Below are 21139 nucleotides of genomic sequence, written 5' to 3'. Positions count from 1 at the left end.
AAGCAGGAATGGCATGCCAGTAAAACATCCGAAGATCGCGGTTTTGCTGGCAGCCTATAATGGCATGCAGTGGATCGAGGAGCAGTTGGCCTCGATCCTTGACCAGTCTGGCGTCGATGTCACTGTATATATCAGTGTTGACTTGTCCGATGACGGTACCGAAGCGTGGTGCGAGGCATTCGCAGCTCTCGACGATCGTGTGATTCTCTTGCCGCCCGCCGGTCGTTTTGGTGGGGCTGCACGCAACTTTTTTCGCTTGATTCGCGATGTCGATCCGCACGGTTACGATGCGGTAGCCTTTGCCGATCAGGATGATATCTGGCAACCCGACAAGCTTTTGCGTGCGACTCAGCAGATCGCTTCTCGCGGTGTCGATGCTTATTCAAGCAATGTCACGGCTTTCTGGCCGGATGGAAAAACGGTCCTTCTTGACAAGAGCCAGCCGCAAGTTGCCTGGGATTTTCTGTTCGAGGCAGCGGGGCCGGGCTGTACCTACGTGTTCAGCCCGGCGCTCGCGGGTTCGCTGCGCCAGCAGGTCGTTTGCGACTGGGAGTCGTTGCAGCAGGTCACGCTGCATGACTGGTACAGCTATGCGTTTGCCCGAAGTCATGGGTTCGAATGGTTTATCGATTCCCACTCCAGCATGCTTTATCGGCAGCACGAGAATAATCAGGTCGGGGCCAATACGGGGTTGGCATCGTTGTTTCAGCGCTATGTCACTATTCATGAAGGGTGGTGGTTCAAGCAGGTCAGAACAATCGCGCAGCTTGTCGGAGTAGGTAATGCGCCATTTGTCAGAAGCTGGTTGAAGTTGAGGCGGCGCGATCTGCTATTGCTTTCGGTCCGGGGAGGGCAGTGCCGGCGCCGCTTTCGGGACAAGGTTTTATTCTTTTTTGTGTGCTGTCTTACGGCTGTGATCGGTACGAAATCCTGATCGGGCCTTGAATGCCTTTTGTGTTTTTAACGGGCGTGCTTGAAGCCTAACAATCGATGATGAAAGTTCTCTATAATCGCGCGCTTCGTGAAAGGATCGGATGGAGCAGGTGTGGCGTGAGGCACTGGAGATGATTCGGGGCCCGTGGCCGGCGTTTAATTGAAATGGAGCATACAGTGTCAAGCCCAATATCAGCGGATGCGGCGAATTCCAGTCCGGATTTTGGCGCAGTCGAAGTGCCATCGAAGGATGAGTCTGTCGCGATCCTGATGTGCTCTTACAATGGTGATCGATTCCTTGCTGAGCAATTGGCGTCTATTGAGCATCAGGATCACACGCGGTGGCACTTGTTTGTTTCCGATGACGGTTCGACCGATTCGACACTGGATGTTCTCAAGGCTTTTCAGGCGCGCCATGGAAAAGAAAAAGTCTCTTTGCTTTCCGGGCCTCAAACAGGGTTCGCCGATAATTTCATGTCGGTCACCTGTCTGGAAACGGTCAGTGCTGATTTCTACGCCTGGTCGGATCAGGATGATATCTGGTCTCGCGACAAGCTGAGTTCCGCTTTGGCGTGGTTGCGCCAGGTGCCGGTTGAGGTGCCTGCGCTGTACGCCTCTCGGACAACGGTGGTCAATGAGTCCGGTGCGGATGTTGGCAGTACGCCAGCGTTCTCCCGCGCTTTCGGCTTTCCCAATGCGCTTGTGCAGAACGTCGCTGCCGGAAATACCATGGTCTTCAACCGGGCGACGCATGAGCTGCTGAAGGCTGGACCGTCTCAGGGCATTGTGGCTCATGACTGGTGGGCCTATCTGCTTGTGACTGGAGCGGGGGGGCGGTTCTATTTCGATCAGGTTCCGCGTCTTTTCTACCGTCAGCATCAGTCAAACTCTATTGGTGCCAATGCTGGTTTCATGGCGGCATTGATGCGTATTCACAAGCTGTTTCAAGGGCGTCTCAGAGGCTGGATCGATCAGAACATCTGCGCTCTGGATGCTGTCGAATTTCTTCTTACAGAAAAAAATCGCGAGGTGCTTCGTCGATTCAAGGCGGCTCGTAGTCAAAGCATGCCTGGTCGTTTGATCAAGATGTGGCGCTCGGGCGTTTATCGACAGACGCTCCTCGGTAATCTGGGACTGATAGTGGCAACCATTTTCAAAGGAATTTGAGAATGAGTGCTTTCAAAAGGGGTTGAAGATGAGTTTTTTTGAGGTCGCGGGTTAATGCAGAAATTTTCGGCGGCACCTGGCGCCATGTTTACCGGCGTCTGGCAAAATCGCGCACTTATTGTTGCGCTTATCAAGCGGGAGGTCATCGGTCGTTATCGAGGCTCCTTCATGGGCATTCTCTGGTCGTTCTTCAATCCGATCGTGATGCTTGCCATCTATACGTTCGTATTCAGCTACGTTTTCAATTCTCGCTGGGCCGGTGCTAGTGGTTCAAAAGCGGAATTCGCTCTAATACTGTTTGCGGGTTTGATGGTTTTCAACCTGTTTTCCGAGTGCGTGACCAGAGCGCCAAACCTGATCATTTCGAATGCCAATTACGTAAAAAAGGTAGTGTTTCCATTGGAGATATTGCCCTGCGTGATTGCAGGATCCTCCGTGTTTCACGCGTTCGTCAGCTTGATAGTCTGGCTGCTTGCCTACGCGGTGTTTTTTGGCTTGCCGCCGGTTACGGCCCTTTACCTGCCACTGGTTGTTGCGCCTTTGCTGTTGATCATCCTTGGACTTTCCTGGGGATTGGCCTCCATAGGCGTTTACATGCGGGATGTCGCGCATTTCATCGCACTGGTGACAAGCGGCCTGATGTTTCTTGCACCGATCTTTTATCCTGCGACGGCTGTACCGGAGGACTATCGAGGTCTTCTGGCGCTCAATCCGTTGACCATTGTTGTCGAAAATGTCAGGGCCGTTCTGTTTTTTGGACAGGAGCCCGACTGGCAGGCGCTCGGCATCTACGCAGGCGTGGCTATTGCGGTGGCTTACCTCGGGTTCGCCTTCTTCCAGAAGACCAGAAAGGGGTTTGCCGATGTCCTCTGAAATTGCGATTAATCTTCAGAATGTCAGTAAGTGTTATCACATTTATGACAAGCCGCGTGATCGGCTCCTGCAAATGTTCGCCGGTCAGCGCAAGCAGTATTACCGTGAGTTCTGGGCGCTCAAAAACGTTTCCTTCGATATCAAGAAAGGCGAAACCGTCGGTATCGTCGGCCGTAACGGAAGCGGCAAGTCGACATTGCTTCAGGTCATTTGTGGAACGTTGAACCAGAGTGTCGGCGATGTTCAGACCCAGGGCCGGATCGGTGCCCTGCTTGAGCTTGGGTCGGGGTTCAATCCGGAGTTCACCGGGCATGAGAACGTCTACATGAATGCCGCGATTCTCGGATTGAGCCGCGCAGAAGTGGATGAGCGCTATGATGACATTGCCGCTTTTGCCGACATTGGCGAGTTCATTCATCAACCGGTCAAGACTTACTCGAGTGGCATGATCGTACGCTTGGCATTTGCCGTTCAGGCGATGGTTGACCCGGACATCCTGATTGTCGATGAGGCGTTGGCTGTCGGAGATGAGCGCTTTCAGCGCAAGTGCTTTGCGAGACTCGATGAGTTGAAGGCCAAGGGCACTTCAATTTTGTTTGTGTCCCACTCGGGGCCTCAAGTTGTCGAGCTGTGTGATCGGGCGATCTTGATGGAGCGCGGCGAGCGGATCTGCACGGGATCGCCGATGGAAGTCGTACGGGCTTATCAGAAGCTCATCTACGCTCCAGTCGAAGAGCAGCCGCGCTTGATTGAAGAGTTCAAGTCGATTGGCTCCGACAAGATAGTCGCCGAGACCCGGGAGGTGGAGGTGACGCAGGACGCTCCCCCGGAAGATCAGTTCTTCGATGCGGGAATGGTGCCTGAATCGACTACCGTTTATCCGGAGCAGGGTGCCCGGATCGACGCCTTCGAAATTTTCGACAAGCAGGGGCGACGCTGCAATGTGCTTAAGGCTGGTGGGGAATACGATATCGTCATGCGTGGTGTCATCACCGAAAACGTATCACGGATTTTCTTCGCCATGCATGTTCGTACAGTGTCGGGTGTGGTGATTACGGGTCAGCGTTTTCCCGAGGAAGGAAAATATTTTGAATGTGAAGGTGCCGAGCGGGCATTCAGAATCACTTTCAGCTTTCAGATGGTGATGCTGCCCGGCGTATACTTTGTCGGTGGTGGAGTTTGGTCGGAGACTGAGCCCACGTTGTGCCACAGAATTCTGGATGCGATCATGTTCCGGCTCGTATCGGATCAAGGTGCGAGATCTTTCGGTTATATGGATGCGTCTATCGATGAGCCAGCGCTTGAGCTGTTCTGAAGGCAAAGCGTTTGCTCAGCCCCGGAATGTTGGATTGTTTCAAACGCCAGCTGACAGCATGCCTGAATTTGAGGGTTGTCAGGCGGATACGCAGATAACGTGCATTAATGCCGCTAAAATTTCCATTCCCAAGAAAAAAAACAAGCCTGAGTAGACGGTAATGACGAGCAGTGATCACCAGCGCTTGCTGGACTATTTTTCTTGGAATAGCTGTGTTTCGGATGAGCGCAAGTTGCTCTACATCGCTACGCCGAAGGTGGCCTGCACCTCGTTGAAGTGGTGGTTCGCGGAGCTTGAGGGGGTTGCTGAGGCTGTCAAGCAATTGAAGATCAGCTCCGAGACGGATCCCGAACTGGTGATTCATGACACGTTGCTGGCCGTTGCTCCTCAATTGCTCGTGCGTTCTCCCGAGCAGCTTGAGCGTGCCAGGGCAGAGGGATATTTCAGTTTTGCCCTGGTGAGAAATCCCTACAAGCGAATATTTTCTGCATGGCAGTCGAAGATCCTTTTGCGCGAGCCTTTGCAAGTCGAGCCGTATGAAGGCCAGGCGTTTGTGGATTTTCCGGTCGAGACCATGTCGGATGTGACCGCGTCTTTCGAGTGTTTTCTTGAGTTTCTGTTCGCCAATGAACGAAACGACTTCAAGGACGCCCACTGGACACCGCAATATGATTTGCTACAGCCGGATATATTTTCCTACAGTGCCGTTTCCAAAATCGAGGACACCGCAGCGCTCAATGCTGCGCTGCGCAGCCATCTCGGTGACGGGTACATCAGTCCGTTCAGTAAGGCCAGAGCAAACGAAAGCCTGATCCCTTATCTTCCGCAGTTCATCAGTCCGCGATCCAAGGCAGTGATCGATGAGCTCTATGCGAAAGACTTCGAATTCTATAACTACTCAACTTCCATCCCTCCTGCGAAAGAAGCGTTCTCGCAAGAGCAGTTGACGGTAGCGCTCAAGGGGATTGAATTGCTGCGTGGGCGGCATCAGCGCATTGGAGAAATGCGCCGGTATTTCATTGAGCAAATTTCCGGGTTGTTGAAAGATAAGGAGTGGCTCGCAGAGCAGCGTCTGACATGGATGGATTTCGGCAAGAGCAAGGAAGATCAGCTATTTGCGCTCCAGGCTGCCTTTAGCGAACAGGCAGGGCAGGTCGAGGCGGATCGAAGCCAGCAACTCAGGATAGAGCTGGAGCGCTCGAAGGCAGAGACTGAGTTCTCAAAAAAGGAACTCGATCAGTCCAGGATTGAACTTGACGAGTTGAAATTCGTAATTGAGCAGGCGAGGGACGAGCGCGAACGGACGAAAGCAGAGTACGAGCAGGCAAGAGTCGAGCACGAACGGACGAAAGTTGAGTACGAGCAGGCAAGAGCCGAGCACGAACGGACGAAAGTTGTGTGCGAGCAGGCAAAAGCCGAACTGGAAAATTTGAGAACTGATTTTCTTCAGTTGAAGTTACTGCACGAACAGGCGCAGGTCGACCACGAACAGACGAAAGCCGAGCACGAGCAGACTAAAGTTGCGCACGAGCAGACAAGAGGCGAGCTGGCACAATTGAGGACTGATTTTAGTCAGTTGAAATCACTCCTCGATCAGTCTCAGGTCGACCATGGACACACGAAGGGCGAGCACGAGCGGACGAAAGTTGCACACGAGCAGACTAAGGCCGAGTCAGCACAGTTGAGGGCTGATCTTGAGCGGTCGCGGTTGGAGGTGGCCTCACTTGTTTCTGAGCGTGAAGCGTTTGCTCTTAAGCACAAGCGCTATCTAACCTCCTACAAATATATTGATGCAAAAATCGTCGCTCGATTGCGCAGGACGGTGCATATTATGAAAAGGCGCAAGGGAGATTAAGGTGGCAAAGGTTTCGGTTGTACTGACTTCCTATAATCACGATAAGTATATTGGGCAGGCGATTGATACTGTTCTCAATCAAACCTATAGTGACTGGGAACTGATTGTCGTTGATGATGTTTCGCCAGATGCTTCCTGGGAAGTTATCGAGCGCTATGATGATCCGCGGATTATCAAGGTTCGAAATGATCGAACTCGCCGTTATATTTACAATATTAATCGCGCTATCCAATCGCAGAGCACCGGTGACTACATCGCTATTCATCATTCGGATGATGCCTGGGCATTGGACAAGCTGGAGAAGCAAGTCGCTGTGCTGGATGCCAATCCGCACATCGGTGCTGTGTTCTCCCATGTGCAATGTATTGACGAAAACAATCAGCCATTGTCTATCGATTGGTTCAACCAGCCAAACAAGTCACGAGCGGCCTGGCTGCGTGCGCTGTTTTTCAACGAGAACAGATTGTGCCATCCGAGTGCCCTGGTCAGGCGCAGTGCCTACGAGCAAAGCGAACTGTACAAGTGTGCGCATGCTCAGATCGATGACGCGGAGCTTTGGACCCGTTTGTTGAAGGTGTCCGATATCCATGTCGTTCAGGAAAAGCTGACATTGCACCGGATCTTCTCTGATCAGTCCAATGCCAGTGGTGATCGTCCGGATAGACGAGCCCGCTTGAAGCTGGAATGGCATCTGCAGAAACAACACTATGTCGATTTGCCACAAGCGGATATTCTTGAGATCTTTCCGGAAGCTGCGCAATGGGTAACGCCTCAGGGTGCAAATACCCAGTTTCTATTGGCAATGGTTGCAATTCATGCAGGCACCTGTTCAGGTACGAGGCTCTTCGGTATCGAATTGCTTTATCGATTGATGACGAACGCCGAATCCCAGGTGCAGATTGAAGCGCTGCATGGCTTCAATTACCTGGACTTCATCGGGCTTACGGGTAAAGAAGATTTTTTTAGCCCGGCAGTGATCACCGAGCAGCCTGCGGTTGCTGTTGCTACTGGATGGCGAGCTCTGGTGGGTAAGTTTCTTCGTAAGCTAGGCGCCGTCTGACGCGGCGCACCGAATTTTCCAGCGCTGCGGCGCCGTAACCAGTGACTCTCTTTGATATGGAACCGAGGGTGTCGCTGGTTTTATTGTTTGTGAAGTAGAGGCACTGAGTGAAGATTGACCTGAAGATTCTGAGTTCTGTTTCTTTTTTTATCTGTTTGGCGGCCGGCGTTTTGTATTTTACCCGTTGGGGAGATACCGAGGCGCCTGTTGAACGTGCTGCGTCGATAGCGGTTTCGGATCACGTGACGCTGGATGTCGTCAGCAATGCCCTCAAGCTGGAGCTCAAAGGCTGCGATGTTGCTCAGGTTCCGGATAACTTTTTTCTCCATATTTATCCACGAGACACCTCAAAGGCGGGGGCAGAAGGCTTTATCAACAAGGATTTCAACCTGAATTCCCTCAAGCCTACGTCCACGGAGACGCGATCGGGGATTGCTTACTGTCGCTATGAGGTTGCGTACGGGCTTTCAACCGTTGATCGGGTTGCGGTTGGCCAGTTCCGTTCGCCGCAGGGCAACTGCTGCGAAATCCTCTGGGACAAGCAGGTCTCCTTTAACAAATAGTCTTCGGTAGTGAATTGATATGAGCACAGCTGTTGCGGATCCCAATCGTTCTTTCGGACTTGATGTCTGTCGGACGCTTGCATGCCTGCTTGTCGTATTCGGGCATATGCTGGGGCACTCTCTTCCCAGCCCAATTCTGTCAAATTTCGCATTTCTGGCCATTTTTGGTGTGGATTTGTTTTTTTGCCTGAGTGGTTTCCTGATCGGTCGAATTCTGCTTAAAGAGGCCGCGCGTTGGGGTGAAACGAAAACGGCAGGGCTCACGAACTTCTGGTATCGCCGATGGATGAGAACATTGCCGCTTTACGTGTTCTTTTTCTTTGTTTCGTTGAAGTTTGACTGGCAAGGTGCAACGACCTTCGGCGAGCAATTTCGATACTTGGTGTTTGCTCAGAATTTCGCCTGGACCATGACAGACTTTTATCGATTGTCGTGGAGCTTGGCTGTAGAAGAATGGTTTTACTATACGTTCCCTTTGCTCATATTGCTGATGATCGGTTTTGGCGCCAGCGTAAAACGGGCGGCGATGATAACGATCGCGGTTTTTATCGTGGTTCCGTTTCTTGCCCGTGTTGGCATGCCAATCCAGCCGGTCAGGTATGACGATGCCCGCTATGTGGTTCTCTATCGTCTGGATGCCATTGGGTTCGGTGTGCTGGTGGCTTATCTCTATACGTGGCATAAACCGTTGTTTGATCGGATTATCCGCTTTTGGTATATCCCTTTGGCATTTGTAGTCGGCATCATTGTTCTGACAAAGCAGGGAGTGCCTTGGACGTTAAATGACAAAGTTTTGCAGTCAGTGTTTTTCTCCTGTTCCGCGATTTTTTTTGCTGCTCTGATTCCCGCATTCTTCCATTTGCGTCCTTCGCGTTCGCAATTACTCAACCGTTTTGTCAAGTTTACGAGCCTGGTCTCCTACTCGATCTACCTTGGGCATATTTTTGCCTTCACCCTGGTGATTTCGGTGTTGAACAGATTTGGGTTGCATGAGGCTATATATAATAATCCCTGGATCGTTTATCCAATATTCACTCTGTGTGTTTACCTGCTCGCTTATTTGACTTATCGCTTGGTTGAGAAGCCGTTCCTGAAGCTTCGAGATGTCGATGGGTTTTCATTCGTAAAATTTCTGAAGAGCCTCCAGCGTCTTGGCGCAGGGAAGTAGGTCTTGTTATGCAAAACTCAACACCGCCGGATTTCTCCAGCTATTGTGGTACGGTCGCACTGGCTAATGATTACGTAGCTGCTCAAGCCGAAGGGGGGCAGGCTGCGCCTGTTCTTGTTGTCAGTTTGGCAAGTGAGCGCGCATGTGATTTGTCAGGTGTTTACAAGTCACTGCGGGTGCAGACCTTTCAAAGTTGGCAGTGGCTAGTTTGTTACGACGGCAACTCGGATGAACAGTTGAGTGCGGCGTTTATTGCTGAAGTTGCGAAAGATGAGCGCGTTCTTTTACGCCCACGTGCCGAGTGTGCATCCACAAGTGCGGTTTGGTCTGCATTTGATTACGTGGTGCTGGTGGATGCCAAAACTCAACTGAAATCAACGTTTATCGAAAAGGCCATCTGGTCCTTGGTATCGAATCCGGAATTTGCTTTTTGCAACTCCTTGGGAATGATTCCGGGCGAGCATAGGTGGTTGATCAACCATCATTTGAGTGAGGGTAAACATTACCTTGCCAGTGCTCAATTGAGGGTCAGAGCGGCGGTATTCCGCAGTTCGGTGTTGTTGGAGACTTTCTCCGATATCGCGATTTTGTCTGACGGTCGAGATCCGCTCGCGATGCTTTCTTGCCTGGCTGACAAGGGGTATTGGGGATACACGATTCCCGAGTATCTGCAGTGGTGCGCTTTCTCGGAGGTGGGGCATGATGTTGATTCTGACCAGATAAAGGCCGGTAAGGCAATTCCACAGGTCAATCGGCGTTTTCCTTCAGCCTATGAAACGTTGCCGGTTGCGTTTCCTTTCCGCAACCCGCTCAAGCGCAATGCAAGTGGCCGGCGGGTCATGTTTCTCTTGCCGTGGATGGTTGAAGGGGGGGCTGATCGGGTCAATATTGACCTTATCGAAGGCCTGGTTGCTGGTGGCGCTGATGTCACTGTGTGCGCGACCCTGGAAGCAGATCATCGCTGGCTCGGAAAGTTTGCCGAATTGACTCGTGATGTTTTCGTGCTGCCGAATTTTCTGTCTTTGTCGGATTTTCCACGCTTTATTTTGTATCTGATTGAATCCCGGAGCATCGACACGGTACTGATCGCCGGCAGTACATTGGGCTATCAGCTTTTGCCTTACTTGCGCACCATGGCGCCTGAAACGGCGTTTGTGGATTTGTGCCATACCGAAGAGATGCATTGGCTCAATGGTGGGCACCCGCGATTCGCGGTTGGTTACCAGGACGCGCTTGATCTGAATGTGGTGAGCACGCGTCACTTGTCCGATTGGATGGAGAGGCTCGGCGCCGATCCGGAAAAGATTCGAGTGATGTATACGGGAATCAAATCTCATCCGGTGTCCCTGTCCGAAGGCGAGCGCGGTGCTGTATTGCGCGGTTTTGCTTTGGATGAGCAGGCTCTCACCATTATTTTTGCCGGTCGTATGTGTGATCAGAAGCGGCCACTGAAGCTTGCCGAGATTTTAAGCGTGGCGAAGCAGAAGGGGGTTCGCTTCAATGCCTTGGTCATTGGCGAGGGGGAGCTGCGCCCTGCGTTTGAAAGTCTGATCGCGCAGTATGACCTGGGCACAGAGGTACGGGTGCTGGGGGCGAAGGCTCATGCTGACTGGCTTTCCCTGCTGGCAGTGTCCGACGTCTTGTTGATGCCATCCGAATATGAAGGCATTTCGGTTGCGCTTATCGAATCCATGGCGGCGGGTGTGGTTCCGGTTGTGGCTGATGTGGGTGGCCAGGACGAGTTGGTGGGTGTGGAAACCGGATACCTGGTCCAGCATGGCGAGGATGAAGTCGCTCGTTATGTGCAGGTGCTTCAAGAGTTGGCGGCGGACGCCGAGACACGTCGTCGCAAGGCGCTGGCCTGTCGGCAGTTGATTGAGGCGAACTATACTGCCGCTGCAACCAGTCGTCAGTGGCTGGAAATCATGGATGAGGCACGAGCCAACAGAAAGCATTCGTCTCAACCATTTTTGCCGCTGGGGTTGGCCAGAGAAATAGCGACGAATGCGTTGGAAAACAGACGAGTCACTTCCTATCTCGATCATCTGTACTCAACGCACTGTCTGACGAATGAAGCACAGACCGCTGCTCCATTCAATCAAGGTATTCTTGCTTTCCTGATAGCGAAGGTGCGTCGAAATCGCTGGGCCAAGTTCATTTTCAACAGGCCTTTAATCAGGAGGGTTGCGCGAAGGTTGAAAGTGTCTGTTTCTTGACGCGTTTCTGCTTGTGTGGTAGGTTTTTCGTCTTTTTTATTGCAGATTAACGTCAATGTTTTTTCGACAGTTTCGATGTTAGTCGAGAGTTTTTATGAAAATCACAGTGTTTGGCGGCGGCGGCTTTATCGGATCGACTATCGTTGATCGTTTGTTACAGGATAAGCATTCGATCCGCGTTTTCGAACGCCCGAGAGTGCCTGCCTATCGTGCGTTTCTGCCTGATGAGCAAGTCGAGTGGATGACGGGTGATCTGTCGGATATCAGTAGTATCAAAGAGGCAATCGACGGCGTTGATGTTGTTTTGCATCTTGTTTCGACGACCTTGCCAAAAAGCTCGAATGAAAACCCGATCTATGATGTGCAAAGCAACGTAATTGCAACTTTGCAATTGCTTGATGCCATGGTTGAAAAAAAGGTCGGTCGAATTGTTTTCATTTCGTCGGGCGGGACTGTTTACGGCGCTCCGAAGTACATTCCTATTGATGAGAAACATCCGACTGATCCAGAGGTTTCTTATGGCATAACCAAGTTGGCCATCGAGAAATATTTGCATCTATACAGCCACCTTCATGGCATTAAACAAGTGTCTCTGCGGGTTGCCAATCCGTATGGCGAGCGCCAGCGCGTGGAAACAGCCCAAGGTGCTGTGGGTGTGTTCATTCATAATGTATTGAAGGGCACGCCGATCGAAATCTGGGGAGACGGCAACGTCCAGCGCGATTTTCTTCATGTCAGCGACGTGGCGGAGGCATTTGCAAAAGCGGTGACCTACACCGGCGAAACCAGTGTTTTCAATATCAGTTCGGGTATCGGTACAAGTTTGAACAGCCTCATGTCGATGATCGAAGAGGTCAGCGGCGCCCCGGTTGCCAGAAACTACAAGCCTGGGCGTTCTTTCGATGTACCCGTGAGTGTGTTGTGCAATAAATTGGCGCAGGATGATCTCGGATGGTCGCCCAGGATTTCCATGAAAGACGGTATCTTCAGAACGTTTGAATGGGCCAAGAAAGAATCGCAGAAGTGAGGGTTATCGGGTGAGCTGCCTTTTGCTCTCCAGCAATGCTGGCTGCAACCTCGAATGAAGGTACTGCTCACCGTACATCAGTTTTTTCCGGAATTTTCTGCAGGCACCGAAGTTCTGACTCTGTCCGTCGCTCGCGAGCTGAAGGGGCGGGGGCATGAGGTAAGGATCTTCACAGGTTTTCCGGCCACTGAAGCGCTGACGGATCAAGAGCGATTCGACCAATATCATTACGACGGGCTTCTGGTGGACCGATTTCGGCACGCATATGTGCCGATGGGTGATCAGACGTCGAAAATCGAAATTGGCTATGATAACCATCTGGCTGCGGACTTTTTTCAGCAATTGCTGAAAGAGTTCCAGCCGGACGTTGTGCACTTCTTTCACCTTAACCGCCTCGGCACCGGACTGATTGAAAAGGCCGTGATGGCAGGTGTGCCTGCTTATTACACGCCGACCGACTTCTGGAGTATTTGTCCCACTGGGCAGTTGCTGCGCTGCGGCGGGCAGACCTGTGCCGGGCCGAGTCCGGACGCGGGAAATTGTGCGGTGCATTTCGCGGCCAATCTGCTGCCCGGTCGAATCGCGACTCTGGTCAGTGCAATTCCCGACAGTGTCAGCGATAGTTTGGTGCGTCTGGCTCGTTCTCCTCGGATTCCAACGGTTTCGTTCGTGGGTGAGGTGCGTGCTCTCGATAAGCGTCTTGACCGCAACATTCGTCGGTTGAATCTTCTGCAGGCTGTCATTGCGCCCAATCGGATGATTGAGTCACTGCTTCTGCGTAACGGCGTGCGATCCGAAATAATGGTCAGGTCGTCGTATGGCATCAACCTGGCCCAGCCTGTCGTGGTGCGCGAGCGGACGTTGAATGATAGGCCGCTGGTATTGGGTTTCATCGGTACGCTCGCCTCGCATAAAGGCTGCCATGTGTTGCTGGAGGCGCTGCAGCAGTTCTCTTCCCGCGAGGTGCATCTCAAGATATACGGCAAACAAACCGAATTTCCGGAATATGTAGCCAAACTGCATCGTCTGTCGGATGGGAATGAGTCGGTGACGTTCTGCGGCACATTTTCGAATGATGACATTTTCAACGTGTTGGGTGGCCTGGATGCACTGGTAGTGCCATCTGTCTGGAATGAAAATACCCCGCTTGTTGTCTACTCGGCTCAGGCTGCCGGTTGTCCCGTTGTGGCGTCCGATGTACCCGGAATCGCCGAGGCGGTTACTCATGATGTCAACGGATTGCTATTTGCGCCAGGCAGCGTTATTGGGCTCCAACACGCTCTCGCACGCCTGATCGGCGAAGAGAGGTTGCTGGAGGAGTTGTCTGCGAATTCCATGCCTCCAAAATCTGTTTCTGTCTATGTGGATGAGTTGTTTCAGATTTGGAACTCATCCATGTAGAAATAGTCGGTTCTTTTCGGCTCGTAGAGGTTTTTCTTGGCGCGGGCAATGGCCCGGTCTATCCTTCACGCTTATTTCAGGACTTGGGCTTTTACGTCAGAGATTAATCATCTTCAAGCGTTAAATACCTGATTCAAGTCAATGTATATATATCAGCGGTGTGTTTGCGATGGCGGAAAATCTTGTCGCTCATAAAATGGTCGTCGATCGGGAGCAGCGTAGTGCTCTCAAGTCTCAACGACCTGTGGTTTTGTGGTTTACCGGGCTAAGCGGTGCCGGTAAGTCGACGATTGCCAACGCTCTTGAGCAGGCGTTACTGGAGGAACATCGTCACACCTACCTGCTGGATGGAGACAACATTCGTCTCGGTCTGTGTCGTGATCTGAAATTTAGCGATCAGGACCGTACGGAAAATATCCGGCGAGTTGCAGAAGTTGCCAAGTTGTTCGTCGATGCCGGGCTGATTGTGGTGAGTGCGTTCATCTCGCCGTTTCGGCGTGACCGGGCATTGGCTCGGCAGGTGATCGGTGATGCTTTTTTTATTGAAGTCCATATCGACACATCCTTGGAAGAGTGCGAGCGCCGCGATACAAAGGGGCTCTACGCCAAGGCGCGCTCGGGCGAGCTGAAAAACTTCACCGGTATCGATTCTTCCTATGAGCCGCCGGAAGCGCCGGATGTTCACATCAATACACTCAAGGATGATGTGCCAGAGGCTGTAAGAAAAATCATGCAATTTATGGAAGGGCGGAAGGATCATTGAAGACCCTGGTCATTATCGGTGCGGGATTCAGTGGTGCGGTGACGGCCGTGCAGTTCTTGCAAGTCTGCGAGCCTGGTACACATGTGGTGCTGCTCAACCGGTCCGGTGAAATGGCTCGAGGTTTGGCGTATGGCACCAGTAGTTCAAGGCATTTGCTGAATGTGCCGGCCGGCAACATGTCGGCATTGGTCGATCAGCCAGATCACTTTCTGCACTTTTGCGAAGGTCGCCTGCCGGGTACGACGTCATCTACTTTTGTGCCGCGAAAGCTCTATGGCGACTACCTCTCATGGTTATTGGCCGATGCCGGGCACAATTGTCGAGAGGGGGTGACTTTCGAGCGGATCACTTGCGAGGCCAACAGTCTTGAGTATCAAGATGGAAAGGCCCGGATCAGCTTGGTTGATGGGCGCAATCTGATTGCCGATCATGTGATCCTGGCATTCGGAAATTTTTCACCGTTCAACCCATCCATCACCTCGGTTGCCCGAGACGCAGGTCGTTATCTGGCTGATCCCTGGTCGGGGGCCATCGAAGAACCGATCGATCCGCAAGCTCCGATTCTGCTGTTGGGAGCCGGATTGACTGCGTTGGATGTGGCGTTGACTTTGGATCAACAGGGGCATCGGGGGGGGGTGTACATGCTCTCCCGGCGTGGTGTCCGGCCATTGCCACACCGTGCCTCTCGCCATGTCGAGTCCATTGCAGGCGAGGTCGTTCAGAGCCTTCAGTCCGCTTCTCCGACTGCTTTGGGTTACCTTCGCCGCATACGCGAGCTGGTTCGCCTGGCGGCCGAGAGAGAAATCGACTGGCGCGATATTGTCGGCGCCTTGCGACCGATTACAGCGCACTTGTGGGGCCGCTTGAATGAAGTGGAGCGGCGGCGTTTTCTGCGTCATCTGCAAGTCTACTGGGATGCTCATCGCCACAGAGTCGCACCTGAGTCTTTCAAAGCATTTTCAGCGCAGATCGAACAGGGCCGACTTCGGCCAATGGCAGGAAGAATCCAGAGTATCGAGCGGTTGGCAAAAGGCTTGCGTGTTCATGTTGAACAGCGAGGAAAGTCCACGGTCGAGACCGTTGACGTTTCGCATGTCATCAATTGCACCGGACCGAACTCAAACCTTGCCCGCGTCGATGATCGTCTGATCGTTCAGTTGCGTCAGGCAGGTCTGATAAAGCTGGACAGCCTGGGATTGGGTATCCGTGTTGATGAATCGCTTTGCGTATTGGATGCGCACGGCAACACGGTGCCTTGGTTGAGTTATGTTGGCCCGATGCTCAAGGCGCAATTCTGGGAGGCCACTGCCGTCCCGGAATTGAGAAAATATGCGAAGGATCTGGCCTTGCGGGTCGCTACAAGCATCAGTCGGTAGTGGGAGCATTCGCCCGGTCTTCAGGTCGGGCGACTTCTCTCGTTTTTGGACAGTGATCAAACAATCAACAACGCCTGAGTGAATAATAAATGGTGCCGGTTAGCAGGTCTGATCTCGATGACGTTGTCGTGAGTTATTCGTCCCCGTTCACCTGTCGTTTGATTTCAAAGGTTCGGCGTCCTCGGGTTGAGCCTTTTCAATGAGTGTTCAATCCGTGCTTGTGACGGGCGGGTCGGGATTTCTGGGTGGGGCCTTGCTGCGACATCTGGCAACTTCCAAAAGTTATCTGCCAGTTGCCGCGTTGAGACGGGAGTGTCTCGATCTGCCTCGGGAAATTCGTCGTTTCATGCTTGCAGACATGACGGCCAATGCTGATTGGCGAGATGCGTTAACCGGGATTGATGTCGTAGTGCATTGCGGTGCGCGAGTGCACGTCATGGATGAGACGGCAACGGATCCGCTGGCGGAGTTTCGGCGGGTGAATGTCGATGCCACTCTGAATCTCGCCCGACAGGCAGCAAACGCCGGTGTGAAACGTTTTATCTTCATCAGCTCAATCAAGGTAAATGGTGAGTTCACCGAGCCGGGTAGCGTATTTACTGCCGATGACACACCGGCTCCCGTCGATCCTTACGGTATCTCCAAGCTCGAAGCAGAAATTGGATTGAAACAACTCTCAACAACCACTGAAATGGAAGTTGTGATCATCCGGCCCGTTCTGGTTTATGGGGCGGGTGTAAAAGCCAATTTCTTGAGTATGATCCGCTGGTTGCAGCGCGGAATTCCTCTGCCATTGGGCGCGGTACACAACCGACGAAGCCTGGTAAGCCTTGATAACCTGATTGATCTGATCGTGACGTGCTTTGTACACCCCGCTGCGGCTGGTCAGGTCTTTTTGGCCAGTGACGGGCATGATGTATCAACCACTGAGTTGTTGCGTAGTATCGCCGCCGCCCTGAAAAAGCGCGCTGTACTGCTCCCATTGCCAGTCAGTCTGGTGAGTGCCATGGCAAGACTGGTGGGGCGAGGTGCGGTTGCCCAGCGAGTTTTCGGTTCGCTCCAGGTTGATATCGGTAAGAACCAGCGTTTGCTGGGTTGGGTTCCGCCATTCAGCTTTGAGCAGGGTCTGGCCGCCACCGTGAAACCATTTCTGGAAAACCGAAAACCATGAATCATTGGTGGCTCATCCCGGCGGTGGCCGGGCTATCTTTCGTCCTGACCGCCTGTCTGCGCCGTTACGCGCTGTCGCGAAGTCTGATGGATATACCCAATCAGCGCAGTTCCCATTCGGTTCCCACTCCGCGAGGAGGAGGGGTCGCCATCGTGCTGGTGTTCATCCTTGCATTGTTGGTGCTGTTCCAGGTCGGGCTTATTGGCCAAGGAGCATTGATTGCATTAATGGGGGCAGGCGGTATCACCGCTGTTGTAGGTTTTTTGGACGACCATGGTCATGTCGCTGCGCGCTGGCGCCTTCTGGCTCATTTTTTTGCAGCAGCATGGGGTGTTTACTGGATTGGTGGGCTGCCACCCGTGATGATCGGCGGCTTCAGTATTCAACTGGGCTGGTTGGGGCATCTTGTGGCAGTCATCTACCTGGTCTGGATGCTTAATCTGTACAACTTCATGGACGGCATTGACGGTATTGCCGGTGTCGAAGCCGTTACGATCGGCTTGGGTGCGGGGTTGTTGTATTGGGTGATCGGCTTGCCCGAACTGGCGTGGCCACCCATCTTGCTCGCAATTTGCGCAGGTGGTTTTCTGTGCTGGAACTTCCCGCCGGCAAAAATTTTCATGGGGGATGCGGGCAGCGGATTTCTGGGAATCATCCTGGGTGTCCTGTCACTCCAGGCTGCCTGGGTGGAGCCAGGATTGCTGTGGGCCTGGCTGATATTGTTAGGTGTGTTCATTGTCGATGCGACATTTACCCTGTTACGTCGGTTGTTGCGCGGGGATAAGGTCTACGAGGCGCATCGCAGTCACGCCTATCAGTTTGCGTCCCGTCGGGTCGGCAGTCATTTGCCGGTGACTTCCGTGGTCGGACTGATCAATCTCCTGTGGTTGCTGCCGATTGCACTCTGTGTCGTCTGCTTCAAGGTTGATGGCGTACTCGCGTTGGTGATGGCATACGTGCCTCTTGTTTGGCTGGCGGTAAAGTATCAAGCAGGCCAGCTGGAAACCAGTTGAGAAACCTTGGTGCGCATGGCATTTGCTGTGCAGGCGTGCGTCCCACCTGCCAGAGCGGGGCAGGTGGGACGAGTTGCACGCAACATCCTCATTGCGATCTGAAACGCCAATACGCTCTGTCACCGCAGAAAAGCGAGTGCCTATGGCCAAGACTGATCCGTAAATTGTAAAAAGTGTGTATCCCTGCGCGTACAACGGCAACCGCAATGCCGCCTCGAGGCCTGAAGTCCTCGAAATTAATACTGAATTCGTCGATGGAACGTTTGGTGTCTACGTCGGGTCGGAATCAACACTGGAGCTGGCTTTGTCCGGTAAGTGATTTGACTCATCAGGTGTATAACAGTATTTCTAATGATGCTTTGTTCTTGGAATAAAGCGATCGGAGAGGAGCAGATTTTGTCTCGCAGTATCTTCCTGTCAAAACTTCTAGGGTTTGTGAATGCTGCACGGTTAAGGCTGGCGAATCCCAATCTTCCTCCGAAGCTGCAAAAGAATAATTCGCCGTTGGCTGTGGGGGTGATGTCACCGGCTGGCATCGGAGAAACTCACGATGCGAGCCTGCTTCCTGAGAATTTTGATCCGGAATTCTATTTACGAATGAACCCTGACCTGGGCGCCGTTGACCCTGTCGATCATTACTTGAACCACGGTCGGCATGATGCCTGGCGGGTCGTGACGTTGCCGCTAGTGCATCGTTCCGAGACGCATGCCTTTAATCCTGAGCTGGACACCATCCTGGTTGTCAGTCATGAGGCATCGCGTTCGGGAGCCCCCATTCTGGCGCTCAATCTCGTCGAGCGCTTGTCGGTTCGATATAACGTGGTTGTATTACTGCTTGGAAATGGCCCGCTCCTGGGGGCGTTTAAGGATGCCGCTGTTGCAACCGTGAGCAGTCCCGCACTCAGACATAATGCTGAGTATGCGCAACTTGCAATACAACAGTTGAGTGTCGAGTTCAGTTTCCAGTTTGCACTGGTCAATAGTATGGAGTGCAACCTCGTTCTCGAACCGCTTGCCAGGAACTTTATTCCATCTGTTTATCTGATTCATGAGTTTGCCTCTGCCTACCCCAATTCACAGGCTTTGTTGTCGGATACATTATTGTGGAGTAGTGAAGTTGTGTTTTCTGCGGGGTTGACGCAGGAGAACGCACAGGATTCATTTCCGGCATTTAAGCACTTCCCCACGCACATCCTTCCACAAGGGCGGTGCGTTCTTACCGAGCAAAAAGGCAGTGAAGATCAAGCACGGATGGAGGCGGATAAGCTTCGGGAACAAATTCGACCGAAAAGTGACACTGACAGAAAGTTTGTTGTATTTGGCGCCGGGTATGTCAATTTTCGTAAGGGCGTAGATCTTTTTATCCAATGTGCGATCAAGGCCATGAATAGCCCCGGGGGAGAGCGGTTTCGTTTCGTCTGGATTGGTCAGGGCTACATGCAGGGTGCCGAAGATGGGTATTCGGTCTATCTCGCTGATCAGATCAAACGATCGGGTTTGCGAGACCGGTTCGTGATACTGGGGGAGACCTCCGCAATCAGCACCGCATATGAAGAAGCGGATGTGCTGTTCATTTCCTCAAGGCTGGATCCATTGCCTAACGTCGCCATTGATGCCATTGCGGAGCGGCTGCCGGTAGTCTGTTTCGACAAGGCGAGCGGGATTTCAGATTTTCTTTCGTCCTGCGGATTGCGGGATGTGTGTGTTGCCAATTATCTGGATGTCACCAGTGCCGCCGAGAAGATATTCGCGCTGGCTGATTCGAGTTCGTTGTATGAGCAAGCAGTCAATCTGAGTTATGACGCGGCGGCGACCTATTTCGACATGGATTCCTATGTCAGAAAAATCGAAGGGTTGGGTGTAAGTGCATCCAGACGAACCCGACAGGAAAAGCAGGATGTCGATACCATCGTCGAGTCGGGCCTGTTGGTCGGAGGCAATGGAGCAACCGTCGTTCAAGATGTCTTGAGCAATATACGGGGAAGGGCGCGGGGTATGAGTGTTCCGCCACTCGTTGCGGGTTTTCAGCCTGACGCCTACGTGTCCGAACGCGGTCTGGCGGTCGCCGGATCCGATCCCTTTGCCGACTACCTTCGTGCGGGAAGCCCTCGAGGCGTTTGGGACAGGTGTGGGTAGCCGCTGACTTATTTTTTACTCGACATTGCTCGCCACAGTCTGCTGAGAAGATTACAACGGTCAGGTCTATCGGCGGCATTGGCGTCCAGGCTGTCAATGCCTTCGTGCTCCATGCGCCGGCAGTGTTCAAGCAGGGGCGCCAAGCAGGGCGCGATCATGAGAGCGTGGGCCGATGGGTCATAGTGATGGTCACTGGGATCAGGGTTGCGCAAGGATTCCTTGAGGCGTCCGGATGCATCTATCGAGTGACTGTCGAGATTCAAGTAACTGAAGCGTTCACGGCGGCAGAACTCTTCCATGCGGTTGTTGAACTCAATGGTCAATCGAGTTCTGTCAGCCAGTGACGCTTTTACTTCTTTTCGCAGGTTTGCAACTTCACCCCATTCCATTTCATCCTGAATCGTCGGCAAGGGCGTACTGAGGGCGATTACTTGATGCGTCCGAGCAATGTCTTTCAGAAGCTTTTGATAGTTATCAAGGGCCAACTGCAGCATTTGCTCAACTGAGCTATCGTGTTTCTGTGCTCTATACCAAATCACAAATCCGGTATCGACCTCGCCGAGCATGACGATGACTGTCTTGGCGTGCGTTGCATCCAGTGCGGCCGTGAATTGTGGCATCGCCTGAGTGACGGCATTTGGATTTTTCAATCCCGATACAGTTGCTCCTCCGACGGAAATGACCTCGAACGAATACTCGGACAGCAGCGTTCTCATTTCATCCGAACTGAAAACTGACGCGTGAGAGTCGCCGAGTACTAGTACTGGGGTCATTGTCTGAGAGCTTCCTGATTTCAGTGATTTGAGGTGGTGCATTGACCAGAGCGAAATTCTATAGGGTCAGGGCATGTGCGCCTAGTTGAGTCACAAGTCTGCTCAGCGAGCACCTTGAGCAGGCTGTCGATGTCTGGAGGTGACTGTCTGAAGTCATTGATCCGGGACTCTTGTCGAATCATGCCGACAGTACAATTCACGGGCTCGCTTTTGGGGGATCAAATCCGCTTTTTGTCGACTGTAAAGCGCTTGAACCGTTCGAAATGCTGATGTCGAAATGCCGTACCAATTCACGGGCTGTAGCCGGTCAATATTCAGATAGTGCCTCC

The 21139-nt window shown here is 52.6% G+C and carries 17 protein-coding genes; 16 read left to right on the top strand and 1 reads right to left on the bottom strand.

Features of this window, described 5'->3' with window-relative positions; genetic code table 11:
• Window positions 1-13: 13 nt before the first annotated feature.
• The 16 genes from NE357_RS20355 (at window position 14) to NE357_RS20280 (ending at window position 20037) form a co-directional block, all read left to right on the top strand.
• Window positions 14-934 carry a glycosyltransferase gene (locus NE357_RS20355; protein WP_169431370.1) on the top strand — a complete coding sequence of 307 codons (921 nt, stop codon included), beginning with the start codon at window positions 14-16 and terminating at the stop codon, window positions 932-934.
• 176 nt (window positions 935-1110) lie between these two features.
• A complete protein-coding gene (locus NE357_RS20350; RefSeq protein ID WP_169431369.1) occupies window positions 1111-2100 on the top strand; it encodes a glycosyltransferase family 2 protein in 990 nt (329 codons plus the stop codon).
• 54 nt (window positions 2101-2154) lie between these two features.
• On the top strand, window positions 2155-2973 hold the full coding sequence (locus NE357_RS20345) for an ABC transporter permease (RefSeq protein WP_169431368.1): 819 nt from the start codon (window positions 2155-2157) through the stop codon (window positions 2971-2973).
• A complete protein-coding gene (locus tag NE357_RS20340) occupies window positions 2963-4288 on the top strand; it encodes an ABC transporter ATP-binding protein (RefSeq protein WP_169431367.1) in 1326 nt (441 codons plus the stop codon). Before NE357_RS20345 ends, NE357_RS20340 begins: the two co-directional genes overlap by 11 nt.
• A 160-nt stretch (window positions 4289-4448) precedes the next feature.
• Window positions 4449-6143, top strand: coding sequence for a sulfotransferase family 2 domain-containing protein (locus tag NE357_RS20335; RefSeq protein WP_169431366.1), 1695 nt, complete (start codon window positions 4449-4451; stop codon window positions 6141-6143).
• Window position 6144: 1 nt separating this feature from the next.
• Window positions 6145-7203, top strand: a complete 1059-nt coding sequence (locus NE357_RS20330; RefSeq protein ID WP_169431365.1) for a glycosyltransferase — start codon at window positions 6145-6147, stop codon at window positions 7201-7203.
• 107 nt (window positions 7204-7310) lie between these two features.
• Complete coding sequence (locus NE357_RS20325; RefSeq protein WP_169431364.1) at window positions 7311-7766, top strand: hypothetical protein; 456 nt, start codon at window positions 7311-7313, stop codon at window positions 7764-7766.
• A gap of 19 nt (window positions 7767-7785) precedes the next feature.
• Window positions 7786-8934, top strand: coding sequence for an acyltransferase family protein (locus NE357_RS20320; protein ID WP_169431363.1), 1149 nt, complete (start codon window positions 7786-7788; stop codon window positions 8932-8934).
• A gap of 8 nt (window positions 8935-8942) precedes the next feature.
• A complete protein-coding gene (locus tag NE357_RS20315; RefSeq protein ID WP_249314328.1) occupies window positions 8943-11150 on the top strand; it encodes a glycosyltransferase family 4 protein in 2208 nt (735 codons plus the stop codon).
• Window positions 11151-11244: 94 nt separating this feature from the next.
• A complete protein-coding gene (locus NE357_RS20310) occupies window positions 11245-12177 on the top strand; it encodes an NAD-dependent epimerase/dehydratase family protein (protein ID WP_169431362.1) in 933 nt (310 codons plus the stop codon).
• A gap of 54 nt (window positions 12178-12231) precedes the next feature.
• Window positions 12232-13578 (top strand): glycosyltransferase, encoded by a 1347-nt coding sequence (locus tag NE357_RS20305; RefSeq protein WP_169431361.1) that lies wholly within the window; start codon window positions 12232-12234, stop codon window positions 13576-13578.
• A gap of 169 nt (window positions 13579-13747) precedes the next feature.
• A complete protein-coding gene (gene cysC / locus NE357_RS20300; RefSeq protein WP_169431360.1) occupies window positions 13748-14341 on the top strand; it encodes an adenylyl-sulfate kinase in 594 nt (197 codons plus the stop codon).
• Window positions 14338-15717, top strand: a complete 1380-nt coding sequence (locus NE357_RS20295; protein WP_169431359.1) for an FAD/NAD(P)-binding protein — start codon at window positions 14338-14340, stop codon at window positions 15715-15717. The genes cysC and NE357_RS20295 overlap by 4 nt, the downstream gene beginning before the upstream one ends.
• 199 nt (window positions 15718-15916) lie before the next feature.
• Window positions 15917-16888: a UDP-glucose 4-epimerase family protein gene (locus tag NE357_RS20290; protein WP_169431358.1), complete on the top strand. Its 972-nt coding sequence runs from the start codon at window positions 15917-15919 to the stop codon at window positions 16886-16888.
• Window positions 16885-17901 carry an MraY family glycosyltransferase gene (locus NE357_RS20285; protein ID WP_169431357.1) on the top strand — a complete coding sequence of 339 codons (1017 nt, stop codon included), beginning with the start codon at window positions 16885-16887 and terminating at the stop codon, window positions 17899-17901. The genes NE357_RS20290 and NE357_RS20285 overlap by 4 nt, the downstream gene beginning before the upstream one ends.
• A 396-nt stretch (window positions 17902-18297) precedes the next feature.
• The gene (locus NE357_RS20280; protein ID WP_249314326.1) at window positions 18298-20037 is read left to right on the top strand and encodes a glycosyltransferase; all 1740 of its coding nucleotides are present in this window, start codon (window positions 18298-18300) and stop codon (window positions 20035-20037) included.
• An 8-nt stretch (window positions 20038-20045) separates the two neighbouring features.
• On the opposite strand, the gene NE357_RS20275 is transcribed toward NE357_RS20280, so the two are convergent.
• Window positions 20046-20810 carry an SGNH/GDSL hydrolase family protein gene (locus tag NE357_RS20275; protein ID WP_169431356.1) on the bottom strand — a complete coding sequence of 255 codons (765 nt, stop codon included), beginning with the start codon at window positions 20808-20810 and terminating at the stop codon, window positions 20046-20048.
• Window positions 20811-21139 lie beyond the last annotated feature (329 nt).

Source organism: Pseudomonas sp. G7(2022) (assembly GCF_052660475.1).
The sequence above is the reverse complement of the archived record's forward strand: the minus strand, read 5'-3'. Positions and strand labels throughout refer to the sequence as shown.